Here is a 23,331-nt window from a genome sequence, read left to right on the forward strand (position 1 = left end):
GTTATTGTTTTTAGTTCAAATTGTTGATTTTTATTAATATATAGATTATTCTTAATATTAAAAATATAAAGATAATTTATGTATTTAGGTGGAGATTTTTGCGTATACGTATTTTACCGATAGATTGATAAATAGGAGGGAAAACCATGGGGGCAATGAATCTAGGCTATATGCTAAGCCGGTCGGCTGCGGCTTATTCAGATCACATCGCCATTATTCACGGTGACTTGGAGTTGACGTATCGGGAGTTTAACGAGCGCGTTAACCGGATTGCAAGCGCGCTTCGCCAACTTGGTTTAGAGGCAGGAGACCGGGTGGCCATATTTTCGCCCAACCGTGCTGAGATTCTGGAGGTGCTTTTTGCAACGTGGAAGGCTGGCTTGGTCGCTGTACCGATGAACTTTCGCCTCCACCATGATGAGGTGCGCTATATTTTAAACCATAGCGAAGCCAAGGTTCTTGTATACGCAGGTATTTTCCAGGATGCAATTGATCGGATTGCTCAGGACCTAACCGAAACTCGGATTGCGGTCTGTCTGGACAGGGTAGGGGAAGAACAGTTTTTTCAAACGGTTCTAAACTATCACGAACTTTTGAATCGTGGAGACGCTGCTGAATGGATGGAGCAGGTTGATGGGGACGATCTAGCGTGGCTCTTTTACACCTCTGGGACCACGGGGCGACCGAAAGGGGTCATGTTGACGCACCGTATTCTATTGCTAGCGACTTTGAATGTCTGTGCAGATATTTATCCGTTTGGGCAAAATGACATAGGATTACATACAGCACCGCTCACCCACGGTTCTGGTTTATATGCCCTTCCACTAATCGCCAAGGGGGGCACAAATGTGATTCTGACTGCATCCCGCTTTGATCCGGAAACAGTGTTTGCTTCGATTGAGAAGCACAAGGTCACTGTGCTTCCATTCATGGCACCAACGATGGTGAAGCGCTTGACCGAATCTGAAGTACGCAACAAATACGACTTAAGAAGCCTGCAGTGCATCATTTACGGTGGAGCTCCTATGTATGTAGAGGATTTAATCGCGGGGATAAAGGCGTTTGGACCGGTGTTTGCCCAGATTTACGGACAAGGCGAATGTCCTATGACGATAACTGGCCTCAGCCGAGAAGAGCACGATTTAACTTGCCCTAAACGCCTCGCTTCTGCCGGTACAGCTCGTATGGGCGTTCAAGTACGCGTTCAGGATGCTGACGGCAATGAGTTATCTCCAGGGACTGTCGGTGAGATTGCCGTTCAAAGCGATCTCGTCATGAAAGGGTATTGGAAAAATCCTGAGGCGACCAACGATACAATCGTGAACGGCTGGATGCGTACAGGAGATGTCGGTTACATAGACGAACAAGGGTACCTCTACATCTTGGATCGAACAAAGGACATGATCATCAGCGGAGGAAACAACATCTACCCGCGGGAGGTGGAGGAGGTATTGTTACGTCATCCTGCTGTGCAAGAGGCGTGTGTTTTTGGTGTTCCTGATCGGGAATGGGGAGAGTCGGTGAAGGCTGTTGTGGTGTTAAGACCAGGGCAAGCAGCCACTGAAGAGGAGTTGATTGCTTTTTGCCGGGATCATCTAGCCAGTTATAAAAAGCCACGGTCGGTCGACTTCGTCGAGGCGCTGCCAAAGAACGCCTACGGCAAAGTGCTTAAGCGTGAACTCCGCGCTAAGTACTGGGAAGGGTTTACACGTATGGGATCGATGTGACGCGGCGACTTAATACGAAACTATAAAAGGTCAAGAAGAAATAGATATAAATGTGTGGTTAATATAAAAGGCGAAATAGATATCCCCGCTAGACGTACTTTTACATTGGGTGACAAACCTATGACCTCTTTTTCATAAAATTAGTATAAGTAGTTCCGTTTTCGTGGAGAAGCATAAGAAATCACATAATCAATTAAAAGCCGAAATCACCATTGTGATTTCGGCTTTTCTAATACTTGTAATATCAACAATTATTGGATTTTAACCATATAAATACGCATAGCAAATAACACATTATAAGGGACAATAGCTATTGGTCTACCTGATAATTTGGATGTTAAAAGTGGTGAGATTTACTTTATGGTTGAAAGAATGGCTAAAAACTATGTCGGTGCACTGAAAATTATTAAGGAATTTAAATTTCTCGAAAGTTATCACTTGAATACTGATACAACTAACGCTGCAAATATATATGAATAAGGATATATATTTTTTACAAAGTGAGATCGAAACAGCAATTGAGCTAATGCAAAGATCCTGAGACATGCTAATTTATCCGACGAAAGAATATGTCTTGGTTGTACTTATAGGGGGCTTGGGAGATATACAAAGCTATTGGATATAATCAACAGGCAGTTGCGTTTTTTAAGCTTTTTAGAGAGATGAATTAACCGAGTAAAAGAAATTGAGGGTTTAATGAATTAGTTACTCATTTTTTATTGTGCTAGCGGGCAGCATTAGTCAATAAACCTCACCCTTTTTCGCTTCGATAACCTACATCTCAGATACGTACTCATTTATGTTACCAAAATGAATATCTTATTGAAGTAACCATATTAATTACGGAGGAATCGAGCATGGGATACTTTGTTACTGTAGAGCCTGGTGTAAATATATATGTGGAAGATATTAACCCAGGGGGTAGCAAGACAATAGTGTTTATACATGGTTGGCCGTTAAGCCATAAACAATTTGAATATCAGTTTGATGTTCTTCCCGCATTGGGTTACCGCTGTATTGGTATAGACTGGAGGGGTTTTGGGAATTCGGATAAACCAATCAGTGGCTACACTTATAACAGACTGGCAGATGATATCCGTACTATAGTTGGTACCCTACAATTAGATAATTTTACGCTCTTGGGTCACTCTACGGGTGGAGCAATTGCGATTCGATATATGTCTCGATACAATGGTTACGGAGTATCCAAACTTGTCCTTATTGACGCTGCAGCTCCAACAGGCTTTTCTACAGAAACTGCTAATAAACTTCTTAAGGAAACGTTAAATGACCGCCCAAAGATGATGCAGGCAATAACGGATAGCTTTTTCTTTCAGTATATAACTCGGCCATTCTCGGACTGGTTTTTCCAAATGGGATTACAGGCTGCGGGATGGTCGACCGGGGCAGTCATTGTTTTATTAAGAGATGAGAAATTGTATGAAGATCTTCCAAAAATAGTTACTCCCACTTTAATTATTCACGGCATTCATGATAAAGTTATTCCATTTTCACAAGCTCAAGAACTAAATCAAAAATTAAGAAATTCAATACTAGTCCCGTTTCAATATAGTGGTCATGGAGCTTTCTGGGAAGAACGTGATAAGTTTAACCAGATATTGACACAATTTATTTAGTTAAAAATTTAATTTATTTAAATAAACGGAGAAGGATTGCACAATAGTCGTGTCCTTTTATGGGCAGTAAAATTTGTACGCTGCTTATCAGGTCTAGTCCATTTTCAAATTAACTTGCTTCCTTTGTTTAAAGCAAGTATACTTTTTAAATTTTTATTTTAGTCATTTGGTCTAATTCTAACTGTAATCATATATTTTATATGAAGGATAAAATATGAGCATTTTTTATGTAACCCATACCATATGAAATAGGTGAGACCAAAATGTTTGTAGTTTATTTTTACGAAAACAAAAATCTTTTATTAAGTCAGTTGGTTAAACGTCTTCCATCCGTTGGTGAAGATTTAACAATCAAAGGTCGTAAAGGAAAAGTTTCAAGTGTAAATTGTATTGATGAAAAAATTTTTCATGTGCAAGTTATCTTAGAAAATGTTAGAAAAAATAAACTTATTGTTGATAATTCAAAAAAGAAAAAAAGGTAAGCAAGTAAAATTTGTTAATCCCTTCTCTAGGGATCAAAACAGAGTAAAATTAATACAAATAATGTTTTAAAGAGTCCTTTGCAATTTTATTTAGGGTAGTTAAAAAAAGAACGCACATGTTAGAAATGTCTAATATGTGCGTTCTTTAATTAGCTGTTCATTATCTAAAGCACCCGTTAGCCATCCATGAAGCGCAAAAAACAGCCCTTCACCACAGAGATAGATTCATTATTCTACCTCTACTATTCATTTTGATTAAAAATAAAATCGTTTTAGGCCATATGTAAGTGGGGCGCAAACTCATGCTTGTACAAAACAGTGCATAAAAAAGTCCGCTTCCTTGGCTCCTATGATAGGGTTCCACTTCAACATAGAAGGAAGACGGACGATCATGATGGTTTTTTTAAAAGATCTATTCACAAACTCACGCCATATTATCGTGGTTTCACTTTATTGTGGGATGAAAGTAGAGCAGACCCAACTAGATAAACCGAACTCGTTTAAGAAAAAATTGCATTTCTCAGTTGCTTCATTCGAAAGACTTTCTTTCGTTTGGACTCGTTAGGCTACTTATTATGAATTCACATGTTTTTTGTTATTCCGTACTGCAAAGATAATAGTACCTGTCCAAACAATTAATATAGATACGTAAATGATAGGGATCCATAAATCATTAATTGACCAAGCATTAAGTAATGTTTGGGCATTGGTTAATATGATAAAACCTCCTACAAGGACTCCTAATAAATGCGAAGGTAATCTTTTTACTAACCATGCCGCAATGGGGGCTGCAATAATTCCTCCTAACATAAGAACGATGACCCAAAACCAGTTAACTTCTTTCCAACCTAGCGAAATAAGAAATCCTATAGAGGCAGAAACAGCTATCGCAAACTCACTTGTATCGACCGTACCGACCACTTTTCTAGCTGAAGTGCCTTTTTTGGATAATAGCACCGGAGTTGTAATGGGTCCCCAACCGCCTCCACCAGTTGCATCTGCAAATCCGGCAATGAATCCTAATGAAATAGATTGTTTTCTAGATAAGTTGATCGATTTCTTCTCACTACCTTGATTGCATCGAAAGAGAAAGCGAAACAGAACATATATCCCAAGTGTTAATAAAAACAAAGAAATATACGGTTTTACAGCATCACCTGGTAAATTGCTTAAAAAACAAGCTCCTACAAATGCTCCAATAGAACCGGGAATGATTAATTTTTTTACAGCTTGGCGATCAACATTTCCAAATTTAATATGAGAAATACCAGAAGCTGCAGTCGTTACCACTTCAGAAAGGTGTACGGATGCCGAAGCTATGGCAGGAGCAATTCCAAATGTTAACAAAAGTGATGACGAAGTGACACCGTACGCCATTCCCAATGAGCCATCAATTAGTTGGGCTAAAAAACCGATAACCGCAAATATAATGAGTTTTCGCATTGTTGACATCCCACAAAAACAGCCTCCTTTTTTGCTTTTATAAACTGATGCACCTTATTATGGGAATTGTGCTAAAGCCTATATTATTAAATGCAGATCAGAAAAAAGTGATACTGTTGAAGCACAAAATTAAATATTTAGCTCTCGAGCGTAATAGACATTTTGTTGAATCTTTTGAAACCGGTTCTGGTGCAGAAATCAATCCAATCGAAGGGGTATTGCAAAAGCATTACGTGTACATCATAGGGGCATAAAAAAATCCACCCAATATGGAGAATGTCCCATACCTAAAGGTGGATGCTTGTTTTTTATTTTTTAGGCAAATTCATGCTTGAATGTGTAAGAATTTTTCCGCAGATACACTTGCTCTTCATCGTATTTAATAAATCATTGTTATCCGTCTTTCTCTCCTGTATCCGATTCTTCTTCACTATTGATATCCAACTTTTCTCCGCCACAAGAAATATACGAATACACTTCCATATCTTCTTTTGTTTTCGACATTCCTTGAATATATGGTTTGATTAAATCCTTAAAATCTTCTGAAACCCCTTTATCTTGCAAATGTCCGAAAACATACATTTTTTTTTCGTCCATCAAAAAGGTTAAATATCCCACGGCTTTTTGATTTTGATTCACCACATTTAATACGTGAAAATAGGGCGTAAATACTTCTGGTGAAAAATAAATTTGCAATGAAGGTACCCCCTTTTAAGTAAACTGCAACTTTTGAAATAATGAGTCGCTCGACTCTTCGGGTGATCCTTGTTTTTTAACACGAATCAAAAACAAGCATAAAATAGCAACAATTAACGTTAAACCAGCAGTAGACAAAAACATCCCTGTCTTTGACCATTCCATTAACAAACCATAAATTGGCGGACCGATGGCAGCACCTAAAAATCGAACCGACCCGTAAAGGGAAGTGACAAAACCTCTTCGATCAGCTGAAACTGCCCCAGTTATAAAGCTGTTAATACAAGGAAGAACCAAACCTGTGCCAATGCTACTAATGACGAGAATGGATAAAAACGGAATAAGGCGATCAAAAAATACGAGCGTTGAAAATGAGACTGTCATTAGTAAAAGCCCAATAATAATTAACTGTTTCATTAGTTTCATTTTCTTGCCAATTTTGTTGCCTGTTATGTAGGAAGTGGTCGTCATAAAAAGCAACGGAATGGCTAATATCGCACCCTTTAGTAGCCCGTCTATTTTGTAGGTTTTCTCTACGATATCAGAGATATAAAAAAGGATTCCAAACAAAGTAAATAAACAAGTTGCTCCTGCTAAATAGGCCGTAAAGAGCCATCGGCCTTCATGCTTGAAGACTGTAAACAACCCCTTTACATAGTTTTTAACAGGCAGATGATCATTTTTCGTTCGTTTTTCTTTTATAAAAAATATTGTCAATAAAATGGAGATTAAACAAAAGATTGGAAATACAAAGAAAGCAGCATACCAAATAATTAAAGCGATTAAAGAACCAATAATGGGTGAAATAACTTTTCCAAATCCGTTGGATGCTTCAACCAATCCAAGTACTTTACTTTGCTGGCCTCCCTTAAACAAGTCTCCGGTTAAAGCCATGGCTATAGGCGCTGTTCCAGCTGCCCCTATACCTTGAATAACCCTTCCAGTTAAAATCCACATGTATGCATGTGAAAACCATGCGGCAGCAAAACCGGCTAACAGTCCTCCTGCTCCATACAAAATTAATGAGGGAATTATAATGGCTTTTCGGGTAAACCGATCGGACAAATACCCTAGTAACGGAATGGAAATCGCTGCGGCAACAGAAAAAACAGTAATAATTAAGCTGACTTTAAATTGTGTCAAATTTAGTTCAGCCTTTATCTTTGGAAGAATCGGGATAAGCATAGAGTTACCTAACACTAAAATTAATGGAATAGAACCAATCGCAGCTATTGTCATTCCTGTATGTTTATTTTTAGACAAAGGCGATATCAACTCCTTAACGAGAAAAATTGGAACACTTTCATATTTTAAGTCAACTTTCTTTCCTCTATTCGCTAAATAAATAGATAGTTTAAATACAAAGGTTGTATTTATACACCAATCGCCTATGAACTGAATAGCATAGCAATTGTAAGGAAAAGGAGGCGAGTACCCAAATATGAACTTTTTGTCATTACCTACAAGAGTAAAAAAAAACCGTCGTTACGGTATTACCGTTATAGCTGACTTTGGTATCCCAGTTGGTGAATTAACTCATATTTTATCCGATTATCATTCTTTTATTGATCTTGCAAAAATCGGAATCGGTTCAGCCTATGTAACACCCAATTTGAAAAGAAAAATCGAATTGTACAAGGAATATGATATTCAGCCATATTGTGGCGGGACATTGTTTGAAAAAGCCTATTATCAAGAAAAAATCAATGAATATGTTGAATTTTTAAAGGATCTCAAAATAGAGTGGATTGAAGTTTCAGACGGCACATTGGACATTCCGCTAGAGAAACGAATTGAATTGATCAACCAAATGAAAAGTTTATTCCACGTGATTGGTGAAGTTGGATCTAAAGATCACTCGAAGGTGTACACAAATACCCAATGGTTAGAAGAAGTTCAAGCACTCTTAGAAGCAGGCTGCGAATATATCATGGTGGAAGGAAGAGATTCAGGAACCGTGGGGATTTATGAAAGTGATGGAAAAGTAAAAAAACATTTAATAAATGATTTCATTCAATACACCGATATACGGAAAATCATTTTCGAAGCTCCAACACCAAAACAGCAAATGTTTTTCATTAATCTTTTAGGCCCAAACGTAAATTTAGGAAATGTCAAGCCTCAAGATATTTTAATGTTGGAAGCTCAACGCTCTGGACTGAGAAGCGAAACATTTTTTTTGGAGGAAACCAAATGCTTATTTTCTTAATTCGTCATTTACCGACGGATTGGAATAAGAAAGGACTGCTTCAAGGAAGAAGAGATGTCCCGATCGATCCAATCACACCAAATGTTTCGAAACAAATTCAAAAAAATAAACAACTATTAAATGAAATGGGTCCGTTTGATATCGTTCTAACTAGTACGTTAAAAAGAACCCAACAAACTGCCACTCATTATGGATTTACAAATTATAGATGTGAAGAACTCTTAGATGAGTTAGATTTTGGCTCATTTGAAGGCATAGAAAAAAGGAAATTAATTGAAAAATACCAAAGTGAGTGGTTGGAACATCCGAGACATCTCGTTTTGGGAGAAAGTCTTGCTGATTTTGAAAATCGGATTTTCGCTTTTTTAGAAAAATATGCATCCTATCAAAAGATTTTAGTATTTGGGCATGGTTCTTGGATCCGAGCAGTTACATCCATCCATGAAATCGGAAATGTCAATAAAATGAATCAGATTGTTGTTGAAAACAATACGTTAATACCATTGGATTTTATCAATCATTCTTTAGGGGGGAACCATCATTGGGTAGCACACTAACTTATGATCGTTGGGATCAAGACTATGTACAACAATTGCAAAATGGTTTCAAAGATTTTGTCGATGTCATTAAATGGGCGTATAAGGAATACGAAGAAAAAATGATTTATGCGTGCAGTTTTGGTGCTGAAGGTGTTGTATTGGTCGACATCATTAGTAAAATAAACCCTTTTGCGAAAATTATTTTCCTTGATACGGATTTGCATTTTAACGAAACATACGAATTAATCGATCGAATAAAAGAAAAATACCCGACTTTAAAGATTGAAATGATAAAATCTGATATTTCTGTCAATCAGCAAAACGCAAATTATGGTGACCGTTTGTGGGAGAAAAATCCGAATCTTTGTTGTTACCTACGTAAAATTCAGCCTTTGAAAAAAGTTTTAACCAATCATGATGCCTGGATGACTGGTCTTCGCCGTGAACAGTCTTCCACAAGGAAAAACATCAATTATATTAACAAAGATGATAAATTTGAAAAAATAAAAATTTGTCCTTTAATTGACTGGTCATGGGAAGATGTCTGGTCCTATATTCGTATTCATCAAATTCCATACAATCAACTCCATGACCAACATTATCCGAGTATTGGTTGCGAACCATGTACCGCTAAAGTGTTGGAAGGAACCAATTTGCGGGCAGGGCGTTGGATCAATAAAGAAAAAACAGAATGTGGGCTTCATAAATAAAGAGAAAATATTGGAGGTAACAAAATTGACAAGAAGTATCCCTCATGGAGGAAAATTAGTCAATCGATTTTATCCAACATACAATCTATCTGATATTAAACATGACATTCCGTTGGATCAGATGGCATTAAGTGATTTAGAACTAATTGCTACTGGAGCATACAGCCCATTAGAGGGGTTTATGGATCAAAAAAATTACGAATCCGTCGTAAAGGATATGAGGTTAGCATCGGGTGAACCGTGGTCGATTCCTATTACTTTAACGGTCAGCCGTGAAAAAGCCGCTCAATTAAAAATTGGCCAATTTGCCAAACTGGTGATGAATGGAGAAGTTTACGGTGTCATCGAAATATCGGATTTATTTTCCCCAGATAAAGAACAAGAAGCCATTAACGTCTTTCGAACAAAAGATCTTGCTCATCCAGGTGTTGCAAAATTATGGAGCCGTCCAGATGTATATGTAGGTGGCCCGGTCATTATGGTCAAACGTTTGAAAAAAGCAAAATTTAGTGAGTATTTACTTGATCCTTCTCATACAAGAGAAATATTTAAAAAAAGAAAGTGGAAAACCATTGTCGGTTTTCAAACGAGAAATCCGGTGCATCGGGCTCATGAATATATTCAAAAATGTGCGTTAGAAACCGTTGATGGTCTTTTTTTACATCCGCTCGTCGGTGAAACGAAATCTGACGATATCCCAAGCGATATCCGGATGGAAAGCTATGAAGTGTTGCTAAAAAAATATTACCCAACAGACCGTGTACTGTTATCCGTTTTTACAGCCTCTATGAGATATGCTGGACCAAGGGAAGCTATCTTTCATGCCATCGTTCGGAAAAACTTTGGCTGTACCCATTTTATTGTCGGACGGGATCATGCTGGTGTAGGAAGTTATTACGGTACTTATGATGCGCAAAAAATATTTTCCTATTTTTCTGACGAAGAATTAGGGATTCAGCCGTTATTTTTTGAACACAGTTTTTATTGTTTACAATGCGGGGGAATGGCATCTGCCAAAACTTGTCCACACAATAAAGAAGATCGAGTGATATTGTCAGGAACCAAAGTACGACAAATGTTAAAACAAGGCATAAGACCTCCAAAAGAATTTAGTCGTCCGGAGGTCATCGATGTACTAATGAAGAATGAAAAGCAGCCAATATAGGGGAGATGAGGATTTATGAAACAAAGTCATATTATTTGGCATCCTGCGCTTGTAACCAAACAAGATCGGCAACGATTAAACCAACATAAAAGTTGTACATTATGGTTTACAGGACTATCTGGTTCAGGAAAATCGACATTGGCGAATACCGTTGATAAGAAATTATTTGAAAAAGGGATCAGAAGTTATGTATTGGATGGAGACAATATTAGACACGGTTTAAACAAAGATCTTTCGTTTAGCAAAGAGGATCGAAAAGAAAATATTCGCAGAATTGGGGAAGTAGCTAAACTTTTTGTTGACAGTGGTCAAATTGTTTTAACGCCATTTATATCTCCCTTTCGTAAAGATCGGGATATGGTTAAAACTCTTTTTTCTAAAGGGGAATTTTTTGAAATATACGTAAAATGTCCATTAAATGTTTGTGAATTTCGGGACCCAAAGGGTTTATACAGTAAGGCAAGAAAAGGGGAAATTCATGAATTTACAGGTATTAGTTCCCCTTATGAAGAGCCGCTGAATCCTGATTTAATAATCGAAACAAATCTGTTAACGATCGAAGAATCAGCGGAAAAGATCATTTCTTTTTTACAAGAAAAAGAAATCATCTAATTCTTTGATCGTTACTTTTTCCGCCAACCTAGAGAAATAAAAGGAAAGCTTGGCCATTTTAAATAGTAAATGATATCAATTATATTCGTTGAAATGGTTTGACATAATATCGCATAAAAAACGATTTTAAAATCAATAACCGAGGCCGTTAATATAAAGATAAAAAGGTTGAGCCCAAGCATCACTTTCCCTGGACTCCAGCCTTTATAAGTTGCAATCATCAATGCAGGAATGACCATCCCTCCGCTAGAAGCTCCATGACGAATTAATATTCCTACTCCAATCCCAAAGAGAATGCTGCCGCATAATAGATCCAGCCAAAGGTTCACGTGCGGGAATGAAACGTATTCCGTTATTAGATTTACGGTAATAGATGTAATTGTCACCGAATACATGGTTCGAATCGTCCAAGAGTAGCCAAAGTATTTCAATGCTAAAACTAAAAAAGAGAAATTGGCAACCCATAATGCAAGGCCTAACGGAAGATGCAACCAATGGTTCATTAAAATCGCCAATCCTGCGGCTCCACCTGATGGAATGGAATGCGGGAACAAGAAAATGGCCATAGAAGTTCCTTGCACGACAGCACCAATGAAAAGTAAAACATATGTATATAAATGACGATTCATTTTCTTTAACGACCTTTCTAGGATGATATTTCTATTCATAATATCTTTAGATCTTTCTCTTGTCCATTTTATGAGAACAAGTGGACATATATGTTTGAAAAAATCGCCTGTATTGGGCGATTTTTTCGGGCAGTCTGAGAGGAGAATGAACTCTCCTCTTTTTTGTTGGATTTAACACTGAATTTATGTCCGGCTCTTTTACTGGCTTGTATAAATTAAATCATATGTTTCCTTGTGCGGGTAGTTCGGATCATGATGATCTTGCCTGTCTGTTAAATAGGATATGTATCTAAAATATATATGTATAGGCGAGTATAAAAATCCAATGGAAGATTCTGTTTTTGTATTATGATACATCCAACAGATCCTAAAAATGAGAAAAGATATCGGTAAAGTGGCTTATTTTTATAACAGAGAACAAATTTTTAGGTGGGGAATTGAAAAGTCAATCAATAATGTCTCCATTATTAATCTTAGTACTAAGTATCGTATGTGGATTATCGGCATTTCTATTGGGTATTAATGATTACACTACAGCTGGTGAAATATTTCTGTTTGTTTTTTTACTGATCATTAGTTCAGTATTATCAGGAATTAATTTTTTTCGCAGAAATCAGTCAAAGGTGTATCGCTATTTACTGATACGTAAAAAACAAATTAATCCTTAATTAGGAATAACGATTAAAGAGCAGCCACCACAATAGCTGCTCTTTCTCTTTTATTCTTGCCGTTCGATTGTGTGGGCCATCGTCCAGAACGGTGAAAAACTTTCGACTTCATGAACGCCAACACAAGTAATTCTTAAATGTGGACGGGTTTTGTTTCCTTTAATTACATAAGACTCAGCTTTTGTTTCTTCGTTGTGAGCGGCCATCAGATAGACAACATCGTTGAACAATTCATGTTTCGGAATTCCTTCTGTAATTTCAAACACTTCATCGAACCCAGCCTCTAATGTCGTTTTCGTATTTTCTTTGATTACTACGAAGTTCACGTCATCTGAAAGTACTTCTATTCTCATGTAAATATCAGGATTGGCTTCTAACATGACGATGTCTCTGCCTGGTTCTTCTTCTGCAAATTGATACCCTTCCATCACATAAAAGGAATATCCTTGATTCTTGCTTTCCCGTAAGTAACTTATTTTTTCTTCTTTCATTCCCTCCATTTCATAAGTTAAAACCGTTTCGAATAAACGAATCGTTTGATCCTCTTTGGCAGGGGAGGATACTGGCGTGTCAGGATCGGTACCATTGTTATCTTCCGATGGCTCAGTGTGATCAACCGGGTGGTCAGGAGCTGGTTCAACAACTGGATCGTCATTCTCTGTCATAGGGGATGTATGTTGAGTGCTGCAGGCACTTAAAAAAACAAACAAAATGGTGCATATGATGGTCATTTTCCAATGTGTCATTTATTTTTCCTCCTTAGAGTTCAGTCAACAATTAGACTGATTTTGTTATGAAAAGGTTACGAATATTTGGATAGGTAAGAAAAAATAGGTGAATTCACCATTCCTCGTAGGTTTTATTTTGCTTTCATCTTTATACATATGAGGGGGAGGGATAAACGTGAACAACACAGTCATTGTGGTTTTAGTTATTTCTGTGCTCATTTGTAGCTTAATTGGTGTTTGGACAACCAAGATACAAAAACGAGCAGTAATTTTTTTTATAAATACTTAAATATAGAGAGCACTTTTAATCAAGAGGCTCTTTTTTTGCAAAAAATACTGAAACCAATCGGTTCCTAGGACGTAAAAAATTACAAAAGAATACATTGGTGATCGAGGTGAAATGACCGTGTCCACTAGTATGATCGCTTTTCTTATCATCATGGGGTTTACGCTTATTATTCATGGTGGAATGACGTATTTAGTTTTGAAGAAAAAAGAATATAGTTTTATATCAGGTTTTTACAATCGCTCGAAAGAAGAACAACAGCAATTAATTGAAAACGGATATCCACAAGCCATCGGGAAATTGCTCCTTTATACGTTTATCATTCTATTCGTTTCGGTCGTTTTAGCTTTGATTCGAGTCCCATATGGTTTTGAAATTGGTTTGGGGTTGTTCCTAATCGTCCTGCTAGGCGGAACAGTGTATGTTCAAAAATACGAATTAGCTCATAAGCGCAAAAAAAATTACTGGATTTCGGGAATTATTACGGTCATTGTTATTGTATTCGTTACGGTGCTAGTCTATTTTGGTTTTCAAGAAAACGAGATTATCATTGATGATCAGCATTTGAAGGTGACGGGTGTCTATGGGGTGGAATGGCCGATTGAGGAGATCAGTCAAGTAAAATTGTTGAATGAACTTCCAGAAGTAATTGTGAAAACGAACGGTTTTGCAGCCTTTGGTCGATTGAAAGGCTCATTTCGATTAGAAAAACCTTACGGTGGAGGGAAATTATTTGTTCACAATGGATATGAACCGTATTTATATGTTGAAAAAGGTGATGATTATATCATTCTTAATCGAAAGAATAATAATGAAACACAAAAGTTGTACGACGAGTTATTGGAAAAGGTAAAAACACGGTGATTCCACCAATGATGGGTGGGAAGATATTTCAATATGTCGTTTTCTAACGTTTACAGCAAACACGCTTTAATGGCTAATACATGTTTAAGGCATTTTTGACTCGCTTGATTTCTTTTTTGTTGTCAAACAATTCTTCCACGAGAATTTTTTGACCGTTTGCTACGTCAGTGAGCTGTTTGTCCATCTCTTTGATCGTTTGTTCAACTTGTTTCAGCCGATTATTCATGTCTGTCAATTGTTGATTCGTTTGTTCAAATTTTTGTTCGATTTGCTGAAAGCGTTGTTCAACTTGCTGAAAGCGTTGTTCAACTTGCTGAAAGCGTTGTTCAATTTGCTCAAAGCGTTGGTCGATTTGTTCGAATCGTTGGTCAATTTGTTCAAAACGACGATCGATTTGTTCAAAACGCTGGTTCGTTTGTTCCGTATGATTTTTTAGTTGATCCGCTAGTTCTTTAATCGCCTGTAAAATCATTTCATTTGTAATATTGACCATGGATGTCTCTCCTTTCTTTATTTTGATCATCAATCCCATTATAACATGACTGGGTATATCGACGTATTTATGTTTGTCTTTTAAATTATTGGTAAAAATTTCTTGAGAACAAAAGAATACAATAGTATCAGGCTAGTCTAAATAAACAATAAAACACCACTTGGAGGTGGTGTTTTAATAAAAATTATGATAGTAATGGGGAAATAAATCACAAATTATTGCTCTTTTAAGCTGTTTACAGAAACTGTTTGTTTATTATCTGGTTCATCAAGGGGGGAGATAGTGGCTGTTCCACTTTCTTCATCTACTTGTTGAATATAGATAGGCACCCCATTATAGGTTACATTCGCCATAACTGGAGAGGCAGCAATTTCTTTTGCTCGTTCTGTGTTCATGTAATGACCTCCTTTTGATTTGGAACAGTTATAATATTTACACCACATTCTTTAGATATACATGTTGTTATTCAATTACTTACGAGTTTAATTTTTTTATATACAAAAAAAACTCCACAAGATTGTGGAGGAAATCTACTTATATATAGGGATTGATGTTAAACGAAAGAAATGCCTCTTAGTTGAAAATCGGAAGTAAATACAAGACTGCGAAGAAATGAGCGGTCGAACCTGCTAATACAAATAGATGCCAGATGGCATGGTGAAATGTAAAACCTCTCCATACGTAAAATATTGCCCCAATTGTATAGAAGATTCCCCCTATTACTAGGAATATCAATCCTTTAGAAGAAAGACTCGCCATTAGAGGTTTCCATGCAATAACAACAAGCCATCCCATAACGACATATATAATGGTAGACGTGTATAAATATCGATTGACAAAAAAACATTTAAAAACTGTACCTATAACAGCCATGCCCCAAACGATAACAAACAACGTCCAACCGATGGCGCCTTTTACCGCTAAAAAAAGAAAAGGTGTATAGGTTCCAGCGATGAAAAAATAAATAAAGGAATGGTCGAAAATCTCAAAAAGTCGTTTTACTTTTCCTTCTGGGAGACCATGAGCAAGCGTAGATGATAAATATAACAAAAGCATGGTACTGCCAAACACACTAAAACTCACAACATGCCATGCATTTCCATAAATGGATGCCGATACGACCAAAATCACAAGTCCCACTATACTGAGCAATGCTCCAATCCCGTGAGTGATGGAATGGACTACTTCCTCCACTTTCGTAAACGTATGTGTGTTTGCCAAACTTTTCATTCCTTTCCATCTAGAACCGTTTCCTCTCATTTTACCATATTTATCTGGTGAGAAGACGGTGAAAATTGTAAAGAATGATAGCACCAAGACTCAAAATTGAGAATGTGGAACCCTTCATTTCTTCACTTTGTAGTTAACGTCTTCCGAGAAGTCTCCCTCCTCTAAGTGAATAGTAGGAGGGAGATCAATCAGAAACCGGTGTCTTCTGAGAAAATGACCCGTTTTCTGTATAAAAGAAAGGAGAAAATTCCTTCTTGCTACCGGCTATGCAAGCGGAAAATCACCCATTGTCGAAAAGGATACTACGAAAGTGAATCTTTCGTTTTTTTATTTTATTACAAAAATTTGGTAGTTAAATAGAATTTTTATAATATATATTTCTAAAAATTCTAAATTATTGTATTATTATTTTAGAAGCTGGAAATAAGACACCATGTTGACGAAATATGGAAATCAAGAAGGAGGATTCGGAATGGGGGAACCTGGGAATGGAGCAGTCATGGAGACGCCAATGGATCATCTGTTGGTTGAAAAGCTTTCAGATCCGCGAACGATTGAGCAACTAATCCGCCTGCTCGATCAGCTGGAGAATGTAACATTTCTTCTAGATATGCTGGAAAATTTTCTTCGGCGCGGACCAGAATTTGCTGATTCGATTAACGAACTTGTTATTTTGTTGCGACAAAGCGTAACTAGTTCAGAATATGCTACACGTTTGGAGCATGCATTAAACTCGTTGCAGCGAATGCAAGAATTCCTCGACTCTCCACAAATTCAAGAGCTGTTCAAATCTGATGTTTTAGATGTACGTTCGGTGCAAACAATTGGAAAAGTGTTTCGTTCATTGCATGAGGCCTCTAAAGAGTCGGAGGAAGCGGGAACGAAACGTGTGGGAATCATTGGTCTGATGAGGGCGTTAAGTGATCCCGAAGTGCAGCCAGCACTTAGTTTTGTTCTTCATTTTGCACGACACTTATCGAAGGAGATCAACGATGCATGAGTTATCTATTGCCCACAGCTTAGTTGAACTAGCCATGGAATCAAGTAAAAATTTGGAAATAAAGCGAGTTAAAGCGCTGTATTTAAAACTTGGTGTATTGTCGGGAGTGGTAAAAGAAGCTTTAGAATTTTCCTTCGATGTAGTCGTTCAAGGAACTCCTTTGGAAGGAGCAAAGCTGATCATTGAAGATGTTCCCATAACCGTTTTCTGTCCTGACTGCCAAGAAGCTCAAGTTTTGCCCGAACCATTTCCTATGCGTTGTCCAGTGTGCGGAACAAAAACAGGCCAGGTGCTCGCAGGACGAGAGATGGAATTGTACGCTTTGGAAGGTGAAGAAGAAAATGCAAGAACTAATATTGAATCCAAGAATTGTTGAAATTCGCCAGAACGTTTTGAAGAAAAACGACCTTCTTGCTAGAGATTTACGGAAGCGCTTTCGAAAAGCGAGTGTTTATGTCGTCAATCTCGTTTCCAGCCCCGGAACGGGAAAAACGACGCTGCTAACAGAAGTGCTTACCCGACTAAGCAAACGGTATCAAGTAGCCGCTTTAGTGGGCGATTTAGCAACGGAGAACGACGCGGATCGCTTGCGGCAAAGCGGGGCAAACGTACGCCAAATTACTACTGGAACCGTTTGCCATCTAGAAGCGGAAATGATTGAGCGTTCGTTGCAAGATTGGGACTTGGATAAAATTGATTTTCTTTTTATTGAAAATGTTGGGAACCTCGTCTGTCCCGCAAGTTATGATTTGGGAGAAAATCAACGTGTTGTTCTCTTTTCGGTGACAGAGGGAGAGGACAAACCGGTAAAATATCCAACCATCGTCAACAGCGCTGATACAGCGATCATTACAAAAATTGATTTAGCGGAAGCAGTAGGTTTTCAACGGAATCGTTTTTATGAAGCGTTGAATGAGGTGCGGCCAGGTATTCGCATACATGAAGTTTCTGTTCGTACCGGAGAAGGAATCGACGAATGGATTTCGCGTTTAGAAAAGGACAAATCAGAATTTAGTTCTATGTCTGGCACCCTATAAACATAATTACTTTGTTTAGCCTCAATGAAAAAATATAGTTTTTAACACTCATATTTTTATGGAGGTGGAGATTGTGGTAAATGTCCTTTGGATGCATGGCGGTGCGTGCAATGGAAACACTCAATCCTTTTTAAATGCGGAAGAGCCGACGGTCATTGATTTAGTTACCGATTTCGGCATTAACATCTTGTATCACCACTCTTTGTCGATGGAGTTTGGCGAACAAGTCCGCCGCCTTTATGAGGAAATTCTCAATGACGAAATTCCGCTCGATATCTTGGTGGTAGAAGGGACCATTATTCAAGGGCCAAACGGAACTGGACACTATGATATGCTCATGGATCGTCCGAAAAAAGATTGGATTTGGGATTTTGCCCAGAAAGCGCAATATGTCGTAGCAATTGGTGACTGTGCGTGCTGGGGAGGGGTACCGGCGACAAAACCGAATCCGTCTGAGTCGATTGGTCTTCAATACTTGAAAGAAAAACGCGGGGGATTTCTAGGAACACAGTTTCGTTCGAAAGCAGGATTGCCTGTCATTAATATTCCTGGATGTCCGGCTCATCCTGACTGGGTGACACAAATTCTTGTTGCTATTGCTACCGGCCGTTTGGAAGACGTTGTCTTAGACGAACTTCAACGTCCTCAAACCTTCTTTAAAACGTTCACCCAAACTGGATGTACGCGTGTTCAATATTTTGAGTGGAAAGAACCAGTCGAAGAGTTCGGACAAGGTACCCGAAAAGGATGTCTCTTTTATGAGCAAGGCTGTCGAGGCCCAATGACTCATTCGCCATGCAATCGGATTCTATGGAACCGTCAATCTTCGAAAACACGGGCAGGAATGCCTTGTATTGGCTGTACAGAGCCGCAATTCCCGTACTTTGATCTAGCACCGGGAACAGTGTTTAAGACGCAAAAAATACTCGGTTCGATCCCAAAAGAAGTGCCAGAAGGAAGCGATCCGCTCAGCTACTCAGTGAATGCGGCATTGGCGCGGTCAGTGGCGCCGAAGTGGGCAAAAGAAGATATGTTTGTGCCGTGATAAATTCGTAACTTGAGTCATCGGAATGAAGGGGAAACCGGTAGAAACATCTCTTTTGAACACTAATCTTCGAAAAAGAGGTTCAGATGTCCTTTAAGGGAAACCATTTTAAAAGTGGGGTGCTTAAAGAGCATGAAAAAACAAGATACGATTGTAAAAACAAATAAAAAAGAGATTAAAGTCCATTCTCTAGGACGCGTTGAAGGCGATTTAGATGTAAAAGTAGCCATTGAAGATGGAGTGGTTGTGGACGCTTGGACGCAAGCAACGATGTTTCGCGGTTTCGAGATAATTTTAAAAGGAAAAGATCCGCAAGCTGGTTTGATTGTTACCCCTCGAATATGCGGCATTTGCGGTGGAAGCCATCTCACGAAAGCCGTATATGCACTCGATACGGCGTGGGGCACGGAAGTACCGCCGAATGCGACGCTCATCCGCAATATTGCTCAAGCGGCGGAAACGATTCAAAGCATTCCTCGGTGGTTTTATGCGTTGTTTGCGATCGGTTTAACGCATAAAAATTACTCTTCTTCCAAGTTGTACGATGAAGTGGTTCGACGTTGGGCTCCTTTTGAGGGAGATCATTATGAGATAGGCGTCACTGTTTCAGCTAAGCCAGTGGAAATTTACGCAATCTTCGGTGGTCAATGGCCACATTCTAGCTTCATGGTTCCTGGAGGCATTGTTAGCGCGCCGACGTTGTCCGATATTACTCGCTCTATCTCGATTTTGGAATATTATCGTGAAAATTGGCTGGAGAAAATTTTGCTTGGTTCGTCCGTTGAACGATGGTTGGAAAACAAGACTTGGGACGATGTGCTTGCGTGGCTGGATGAAAAGCCAGAACACCGTGATTCCGATCTTGGTTTGTTCATTCGCTATAGTATGGAAATTGGCTTAGACAAATATGGAGCAGGTCCGGGACGCTATTTAGCTACTGGAACCTTTTTCAATCCACAGCAATATCGCTATCCGACGATTGAAGGACGCAATGCTGCGTTAATTACTCGTTCTGGAATATTTGATGGAGAAAATTTCCATGATTTTGATCAGGAACGGGTACGGGAAGACCACACGTATTCTTACTATCGTGGCAGTGGTGCTTACCATCCATTTGAAGGAGTTACCGATCCAGTGGATCCAATGGAAGGACAAAAAGAAGGAAAGTACACCTTTGCTAAAGCACCACGTTATAATATTCCACTCATTGGAGAATCTCCGCTGGAGGTAGGACCTTTAGCTCGCCAAGTCATCGCCGGACGCCCTGGTGCGCAAGAATGGCAAGATTATGATCCTCTATTTTTGAATATTTTGAAAGAAATTGGACCAAGTGTGATGGTGCGTGTATTGGCACGTCTACACGAAGCTGCCAAATATTATTTGCGCATGAAAGATTGGTTGAAGCAAATCGATTTAAACGAAAAATTTTATATCAAGCCGAAAGAATTGCCTGAAGGACGTGGATTCGGGGCTACGGAAGCAGCTCGTGGCGCTTTGGCGGACTGGATTCAAATTAAAGATGGAAAAATTGAAAATTATCAAGTCATCACTCCGACAGCATGGAATATTGGGCCTCGAGATCGTCACGATCAGCGCGGGCCAATCGAAACAGCGATGATTGGCGTCCCTATTAAAAATCCTGAAGATCCGGTCGAATTGGCTCATATTGCCCAAAGCTATGATTCGTGCCTTGTGTGCACCGTTCATGCTTATGACGCTAAGTCACAGAAAGAGTTAGCCAAATATGAAGTCGTTAAAATGTGTTGATAGCTATTCATGCGAAGTTTAAGATGAAGTGTTTTTCTACTGTGCCAGCATATCAGCCCGCGTATCACATTCACCTGTAATCTAATAGTCTAGTAAACAGAAAAAGAGAGATCGATATGCTCCTTGAGGTGGCACGCTTGGCTTTCAGAAGGAGGAATTTTGTATGACCGTTATTATTGGATGTGGTAATTTACTCCGATGTGATGATGGGGCAGGACCTATGCTAATCCGCAAATTGTGGGAACAGGGGGTTCCCGAAGGAGTCCGTTTAGCTGATGGCGGAACTGCTGGCATGGATGTAGCTTTTCAAATCGGGGATGCAGATGAACTGATTCTTGTAGATGCCTGTAAGTCAGGAGCGGAGCCAGGCACAATTTTTGAAATTCCCGGTGAAGAGGTGGAAACTCCACCACTAAAGGATGTTAATCTTCACAATTTTCGCTGGGATCATGCGCTTGCTTTAGGCAGGTGGCTTCTAAAAAGCCGCTTTCCAAAGAAAGTGACTGTTTTCCTGATCGAAGCCGAAAACTTATCGCACGGATTTGGATTGTCCCCAACAGTGGAAGCTGCCTTGAATGTTTTGACAGAGGAGTTGCTTCAACGATTAGGAGGGAAGACAAGTGAAGTTTGAACTGACGTCAACAGGTTATCTGCATATTCCCGCCGAAGAAGCGGTGCGGTTCCCAACGGGAACCGCCATCGCTTTAGTACGTGGAGACGAACTATTGGTGATGCCGGTAAGTCATTTTGGAGCGGGTGGATTATTGTTAAAATTTCGTAATTCTCGTGGAGATCGAAGCATGTTTGTCCAAGAACTATTGCCAGAAGGTGTTCCGCCTGGAATCCGCGATGCCGTATGGGATGATCAATATGGAGCGTTTCGAATACCACTTTATTGTTCTAGTACGATGACGAAGAAGTGATCATTTAAAAAGAGAATGCCCCATTATCTGGTAAGGAGTGAGTGGGGTCAAATAAACAAGATTTTTAACTAGCTGACAGGGTGCCTTGCACGGAGGTATAGGTAATACCTTTCGTACATCAGAACGACTTTAGTCGTTTAAAGGTTCAGTTTTCTTTTCCGCTTTAGTTAATAAAAAGGGGGAATAACAATGCTGCAGCCACAACCAATCGGTGTTTTTCCTGGAGCGGCAGGTTTTTTTCTCTTACCACCAGTTCCAGAAGCTAATCAATTAGTATCCTTTCTTCTCCGTGGACAATTCCCGGAAAGCTGGCCCGAGAGCTGGCGCTTTTTTGCTGCGGCGATTGAGGGAAAGAGCGAAGAAGAAGTTTTAACATTATTGCCGGCAGGACCGGAAGCTGCCTACAATCGTTTTATTTTGGATCCACAGGCACATACGTATACTACAGCAAAAGAAGTACTTTCAGGAGATTTCTCCTTTCTTTTGGATGCAGTGGCTTGGCGCCTTCAATTGTGTGAAACTCCCCCACCGCTTGGTGATACTACAGGAGAAATTCGGGCGTTTTTATTGGCCACTCAGGGGTACGATGCGTTTCAACGAAAAGATTGGTCGACGGGGCTTTCCTTAATATTGGAAGCTGCCACTACAGTAGAGGACGTATCTCCTGTTTTTTCCGCACGGCTTTATGCGGAATGGGCCGCGACCAAACAAATGCTTGGTGATTACGGAACGGAAACGATTGAAGGATACCGCAAAGCTCTTGCACTTTTAGAAACGTCTTCCTTCCAGGAAGCTAAGGCTGAACTGTGGTTTCAATTAGGTTCCGTGTATCAAACAGCCGCTGAAGGACGGAAAGGTTTTCTATTAGAAGCAGTCAGGTGCTATCATGAAGCCTTAAAAGTGTATCGAAAAGATACTTATCCAGATGACTATGCTACCCTACATATGAATCTCGCGTTAGTATATTTGGCCATGCCGTCTTTAGACCGTAGTTCCTATCTGCGCACTGCGACAGCGATTCAGTCATTGAGAGAGGCTTTGCGCATTTTTAAAAAAGATACACATCCAGAACTTTGGGCAAGCGCCACGGTCAATCTGGCCAATGCGTTACAACATGTGAAAACATCTCATCTCGAAGAAAATCTTTGGGAAGCAGTTGCACTTTATGAAGATGTGCTTGAAATACGCCGTCCTGAAGACGATCCATTAGGATATGCTCGCGTCTTAGCTAATCAAGGGAATGCTTTGGCTCATTTAGGTGCGTTTTCTCGAGCAGTACCTCGATTGGAAGAGGCCGGTCAATTGTTTCGTACATATGGAGAACAAGAGGCAGCGAATGCCATCGATGACATCTTAGCGGATATTGCCCGTAAGCGAGAGCAAGCAGCCTCAAATGAAAAATTAAACAGTAAACAGTCCCAGTAAGAAAGAGAGGGAGGAT

The 23,331-nt window shown here is 39.2% G+C and carries 26 protein-coding genes; 18 read left to right on the forward strand and 8 right to left on the reverse strand.

Annotation, left to right across the window (positions count from 1 at the left end; all coding sequences use genetic code 11):
• Window positions 1-146: 146 nt before the first annotated feature.
• The 3 genes from ABES52_RS14330 to ABES52_RS14340 all read left to right on the forward strand — a co-directional run bounded on the left by ABES52_RS14330 (window position 147) and on the right by ABES52_RS14340 (window position 3,846).
• Window positions 147-1,727 carry an acyl-CoA synthetase gene (locus tag ABES52_RS14330; RefSeq protein ID WP_429651866.1) on the forward strand — a complete coding sequence of 527 codons (1,581 nt, stop codon included), beginning with the start codon at window positions 147-149 and terminating at the stop codon, window positions 1,725-1,727.
• A gap of 857 nt (window positions 1,728-2,584) precedes the next feature.
• Window positions 2,585-3,364: an alpha/beta fold hydrolase gene (locus ABES52_RS14335; protein WP_429651867.1), complete on the forward strand. Its 780-nt coding sequence runs from the start codon at window positions 2,585-2,587 to the stop codon at window positions 3,362-3,364.
• Between the two features lie 263 nt (window positions 3,365-3,627).
• On the forward strand, window positions 3,628-3,846 hold the full coding sequence (locus ABES52_RS14340; protein ID WP_429651868.1) for a hypothetical protein: 219 nt from the start codon (window positions 3,628-3,630) through the stop codon (window positions 3,844-3,846).
• Between the two features lie 573 nt (window positions 3,847-4,419).
• Here ABES52_RS14340 and ABES52_RS14345 read toward each other — a convergent pair.
• The gene (locus ABES52_RS14345; protein WP_429651928.1) at window positions 4,420-5,289 is read right to left on the reverse strand and encodes a sulfite exporter TauE/SafE family protein; all 870 of its coding nucleotides are present in this window, start codon (window positions 5,287-5,289) and stop codon (window positions 4,420-4,422) included.
• Window positions 5,290-5,405: 116 nt separating this feature from the next.
• Here ABES52_RS14345 and ABES52_RS14350 point away from each other — a divergent pair, with 116 nt between their 5' ends.
• Window positions 5,406-5,543, forward strand: coding sequence for a hypothetical protein (locus ABES52_RS14350; RefSeq protein WP_429651869.1), 138 nt, complete (start codon window positions 5,406-5,408; stop codon window positions 5,541-5,543).
• Window positions 5,544-5,682: 139 nt separating this feature from the next.
• On the opposite strand, the gene ABES52_RS14355 is transcribed toward ABES52_RS14350, so the two are convergent.
• On the reverse strand, window positions 5,683-5,985 hold the full coding sequence (locus tag ABES52_RS14355) for a hypothetical protein (protein ID WP_429651870.1): 303 nt from the start codon (window positions 5,983-5,985) through the stop codon (window positions 5,683-5,685).
• Between the two features lie 15 nt (window positions 5,986-6,000).
• A complete protein-coding gene (locus ABES52_RS14360) occupies window positions 6,001-7,224 on the reverse strand; it encodes an MFS transporter (protein ID WP_429651929.1) in 1,224 nt (407 codons plus the stop codon).
• 202 nt (window positions 7,225-7,426) lie between these two features.
• Here ABES52_RS14360 and ABES52_RS14365 point away from each other — a divergent pair, with 202 nt between their 5' ends.
• From ABES52_RS14365 to cysC, 5 genes are read left to right on the forward strand one after another with little or no spacing between them, the layout of a single operon-like run.
• Window positions 7,427-8,194 carry a phosphosulfolactate synthase gene (locus tag ABES52_RS14365; RefSeq protein WP_429651871.1) on the forward strand — a complete coding sequence of 256 codons (768 nt, stop codon included), beginning with the start codon at window positions 7,427-7,429 and terminating at the stop codon, window positions 8,192-8,194.
• Complete coding sequence (locus ABES52_RS14370; RefSeq protein WP_429651872.1) at window positions 8,179-8,751, forward strand: phosphoglycerate mutase family protein; 573 nt, start codon at window positions 8,179-8,181, stop codon at window positions 8,749-8,751. The genes ABES52_RS14365 and ABES52_RS14370 overlap by 16 nt, the downstream gene beginning before the upstream one ends.
• Window positions 8,736-9,443: a phosphoadenylyl-sulfate reductase gene (locus ABES52_RS14375; protein ID WP_429651873.1), complete on the forward strand. Its 708-nt coding sequence runs from the start codon at window positions 8,736-8,738 to the stop codon at window positions 9,441-9,443. The genes ABES52_RS14370 and ABES52_RS14375 overlap by 16 nt, the downstream gene beginning before the upstream one ends.
• Before the next feature lie 25 nt (window positions 9,444-9,468).
• Window positions 9,469-10,608, forward strand: a complete 1,140-nt coding sequence (gene sat, locus ABES52_RS14380; protein ID WP_429651874.1) for a sulfate adenylyltransferase — start codon at window positions 9,469-9,471, stop codon at window positions 10,606-10,608.
• Between the two features lie 15 nt (window positions 10,609-10,623).
• Window positions 10,624-11,220 (forward strand): adenylyl-sulfate kinase, encoded by a 597-nt coding sequence (gene cysC / locus ABES52_RS14385; protein WP_429651875.1) that lies wholly within the window; start codon window positions 10,624-10,626, stop codon window positions 11,218-11,220.
• Between the two features lie 11 nt (window positions 11,221-11,231).
• Here cysC and ABES52_RS14390 read toward each other — a convergent pair whose 3' ends face one another.
• Complete coding sequence (locus tag ABES52_RS14390) at window positions 11,232-11,849, reverse strand: YitT family protein (RefSeq protein WP_429651876.1); 618 nt, start codon at window positions 11,847-11,849, stop codon at window positions 11,232-11,234.
• 718 nt (window positions 11,850-12,567) lie between these two features.
• Window positions 12,568-13,263 carry a DUF8580 domain-containing lipoprotein gene (locus tag ABES52_RS14395; protein WP_429651877.1) on the reverse strand — a complete coding sequence of 232 codons (696 nt, stop codon included), beginning with the start codon at window positions 13,261-13,263 and terminating at the stop codon, window positions 12,568-12,570.
• Window positions 13,264-13,651: 388 nt separating this feature from the next.
• Here ABES52_RS14395 and ABES52_RS14400 point away from each other — a divergent pair, with 388 nt between their 5' ends.
• Window positions 13,652-14,395, forward strand: coding sequence for a DUF3784 domain-containing protein (locus ABES52_RS14400; protein WP_429651878.1), 744 nt, complete (start codon window positions 13,652-13,654; stop codon window positions 14,393-14,395).
• Window positions 14,396-14,468: 73 nt separating this feature from the next.
• On the opposite strand, the gene ABES52_RS14405 is transcribed toward ABES52_RS14400, so the two are convergent.
• From ABES52_RS14405 to trhA, 3 genes are all read right to left on the reverse strand, one after another.
• Complete coding sequence (locus ABES52_RS14405) at window positions 14,469-14,888, reverse strand: hypothetical protein (RefSeq protein ID WP_429651879.1); 420 nt, start codon at window positions 14,886-14,888, stop codon at window positions 14,469-14,471.
• A 215-nt stretch (window positions 14,889-15,103) separates the two neighbouring features.
• Entirely contained in the window at window positions 15,104-15,283 is a 180-nt protein-coding gene (locus ABES52_RS14410) for a small acid-soluble spore protein H (protein ID WP_429651880.1), read from the reverse strand.
• Window positions 15,284-15,461: 178 nt separating this feature from the next.
• Window positions 15,462-16,109, reverse strand: a complete 648-nt coding sequence (gene trhA / locus ABES52_RS14415; protein ID WP_429651930.1) for a PAQR family membrane homeostasis protein TrhA — start codon at window positions 16,107-16,109, stop codon at window positions 15,462-15,464.
• A gap of 481 nt (window positions 16,110-16,590) precedes the next feature.
• On the opposite strand from trhA, the gene ABES52_RS14420 reads away from it, so the two are divergent.
• The 8 genes from ABES52_RS14420 to ABES52_RS14455 all read left to right on the forward strand — a co-directional run bounded on the left by ABES52_RS14420 (window position 16,591) and on the right by ABES52_RS14455 (window position 23,315).
• Window positions 16,591-17,118 carry a helical membrane plugin domain-containing protein gene (locus tag ABES52_RS14420; protein ID WP_429651881.1) on the forward strand — a complete coding sequence of 176 codons (528 nt, stop codon included), beginning with the start codon at window positions 16,591-16,593 and terminating at the stop codon, window positions 17,116-17,118.
• Window positions 17,111-17,494, forward strand: coding sequence for a hydrogenase maturation nickel metallochaperone HypA (hypA, locus tag ABES52_RS14425; RefSeq protein WP_429651882.1), 384 nt, complete (start codon window positions 17,111-17,113; stop codon window positions 17,492-17,494). Before ABES52_RS14420 ends, hypA begins: the two co-directional genes overlap by 8 nt.
• Complete coding sequence (hypB, locus tag ABES52_RS14430; RefSeq protein WP_429651883.1) at window positions 17,460-18,155, forward strand: hydrogenase nickel incorporation protein HypB; 696 nt, start codon at window positions 17,460-17,462, stop codon at window positions 18,153-18,155. The genes hypA and hypB overlap by 35 nt, the downstream gene beginning before the upstream one ends.
• Before the next feature lie 73 nt (window positions 18,156-18,228).
• The gene (locus ABES52_RS14435) at window positions 18,229-19,200 is read left to right on the forward strand and encodes a hydrogenase small subunit (RefSeq protein WP_429651884.1); all 972 of its coding nucleotides are present in this window, start codon (window positions 18,229-18,231) and stop codon (window positions 19,198-19,200) included.
• Between the two features lie 132 nt (window positions 19,201-19,332).
• Window positions 19,333-20,967 carry a nickel-dependent hydrogenase large subunit gene (locus tag ABES52_RS14440; RefSeq protein ID WP_429651885.1) on the forward strand — a complete coding sequence of 545 codons (1,635 nt, stop codon included), beginning with the start codon at window positions 19,333-19,335 and terminating at the stop codon, window positions 20,965-20,967.
• A 163-nt stretch (window positions 20,968-21,130) separates the two neighbouring features.
• Window positions 21,131-21,598 carry a hydrogenase maturation protease gene (locus ABES52_RS14445; RefSeq protein WP_429651886.1) on the forward strand — a complete coding sequence of 156 codons (468 nt, stop codon included), beginning with the start codon at window positions 21,131-21,133 and terminating at the stop codon, window positions 21,596-21,598.
• Window positions 21,588-21,890: a hydrogenase maturation protease gene (locus ABES52_RS14450; RefSeq protein WP_429651887.1), complete on the forward strand. Its 303-nt coding sequence runs from the start codon at window positions 21,588-21,590 to the stop codon at window positions 21,888-21,890. Before ABES52_RS14445 ends, ABES52_RS14450 begins: the two co-directional genes overlap by 11 nt.
• A gap of 189 nt (window positions 21,891-22,079) precedes the next feature.
• The gene (locus ABES52_RS14455) at window positions 22,080-23,315 is read left to right on the forward strand and encodes a tetratricopeptide repeat protein (RefSeq protein WP_429651888.1); all 1,236 of its coding nucleotides are present in this window, start codon (window positions 22,080-22,082) and stop codon (window positions 23,313-23,315) included.
• Window positions 23,316-23,331: the final 16 nt, after the last annotated feature.

Source organism: Aeribacillus pallidus, from assembly GCF_050478865.1.
Taxonomy (GTDB): domain Bacteria; phylum Bacillota; class Bacilli; order Bacillales; family JACDOC01; genus JACDOC01.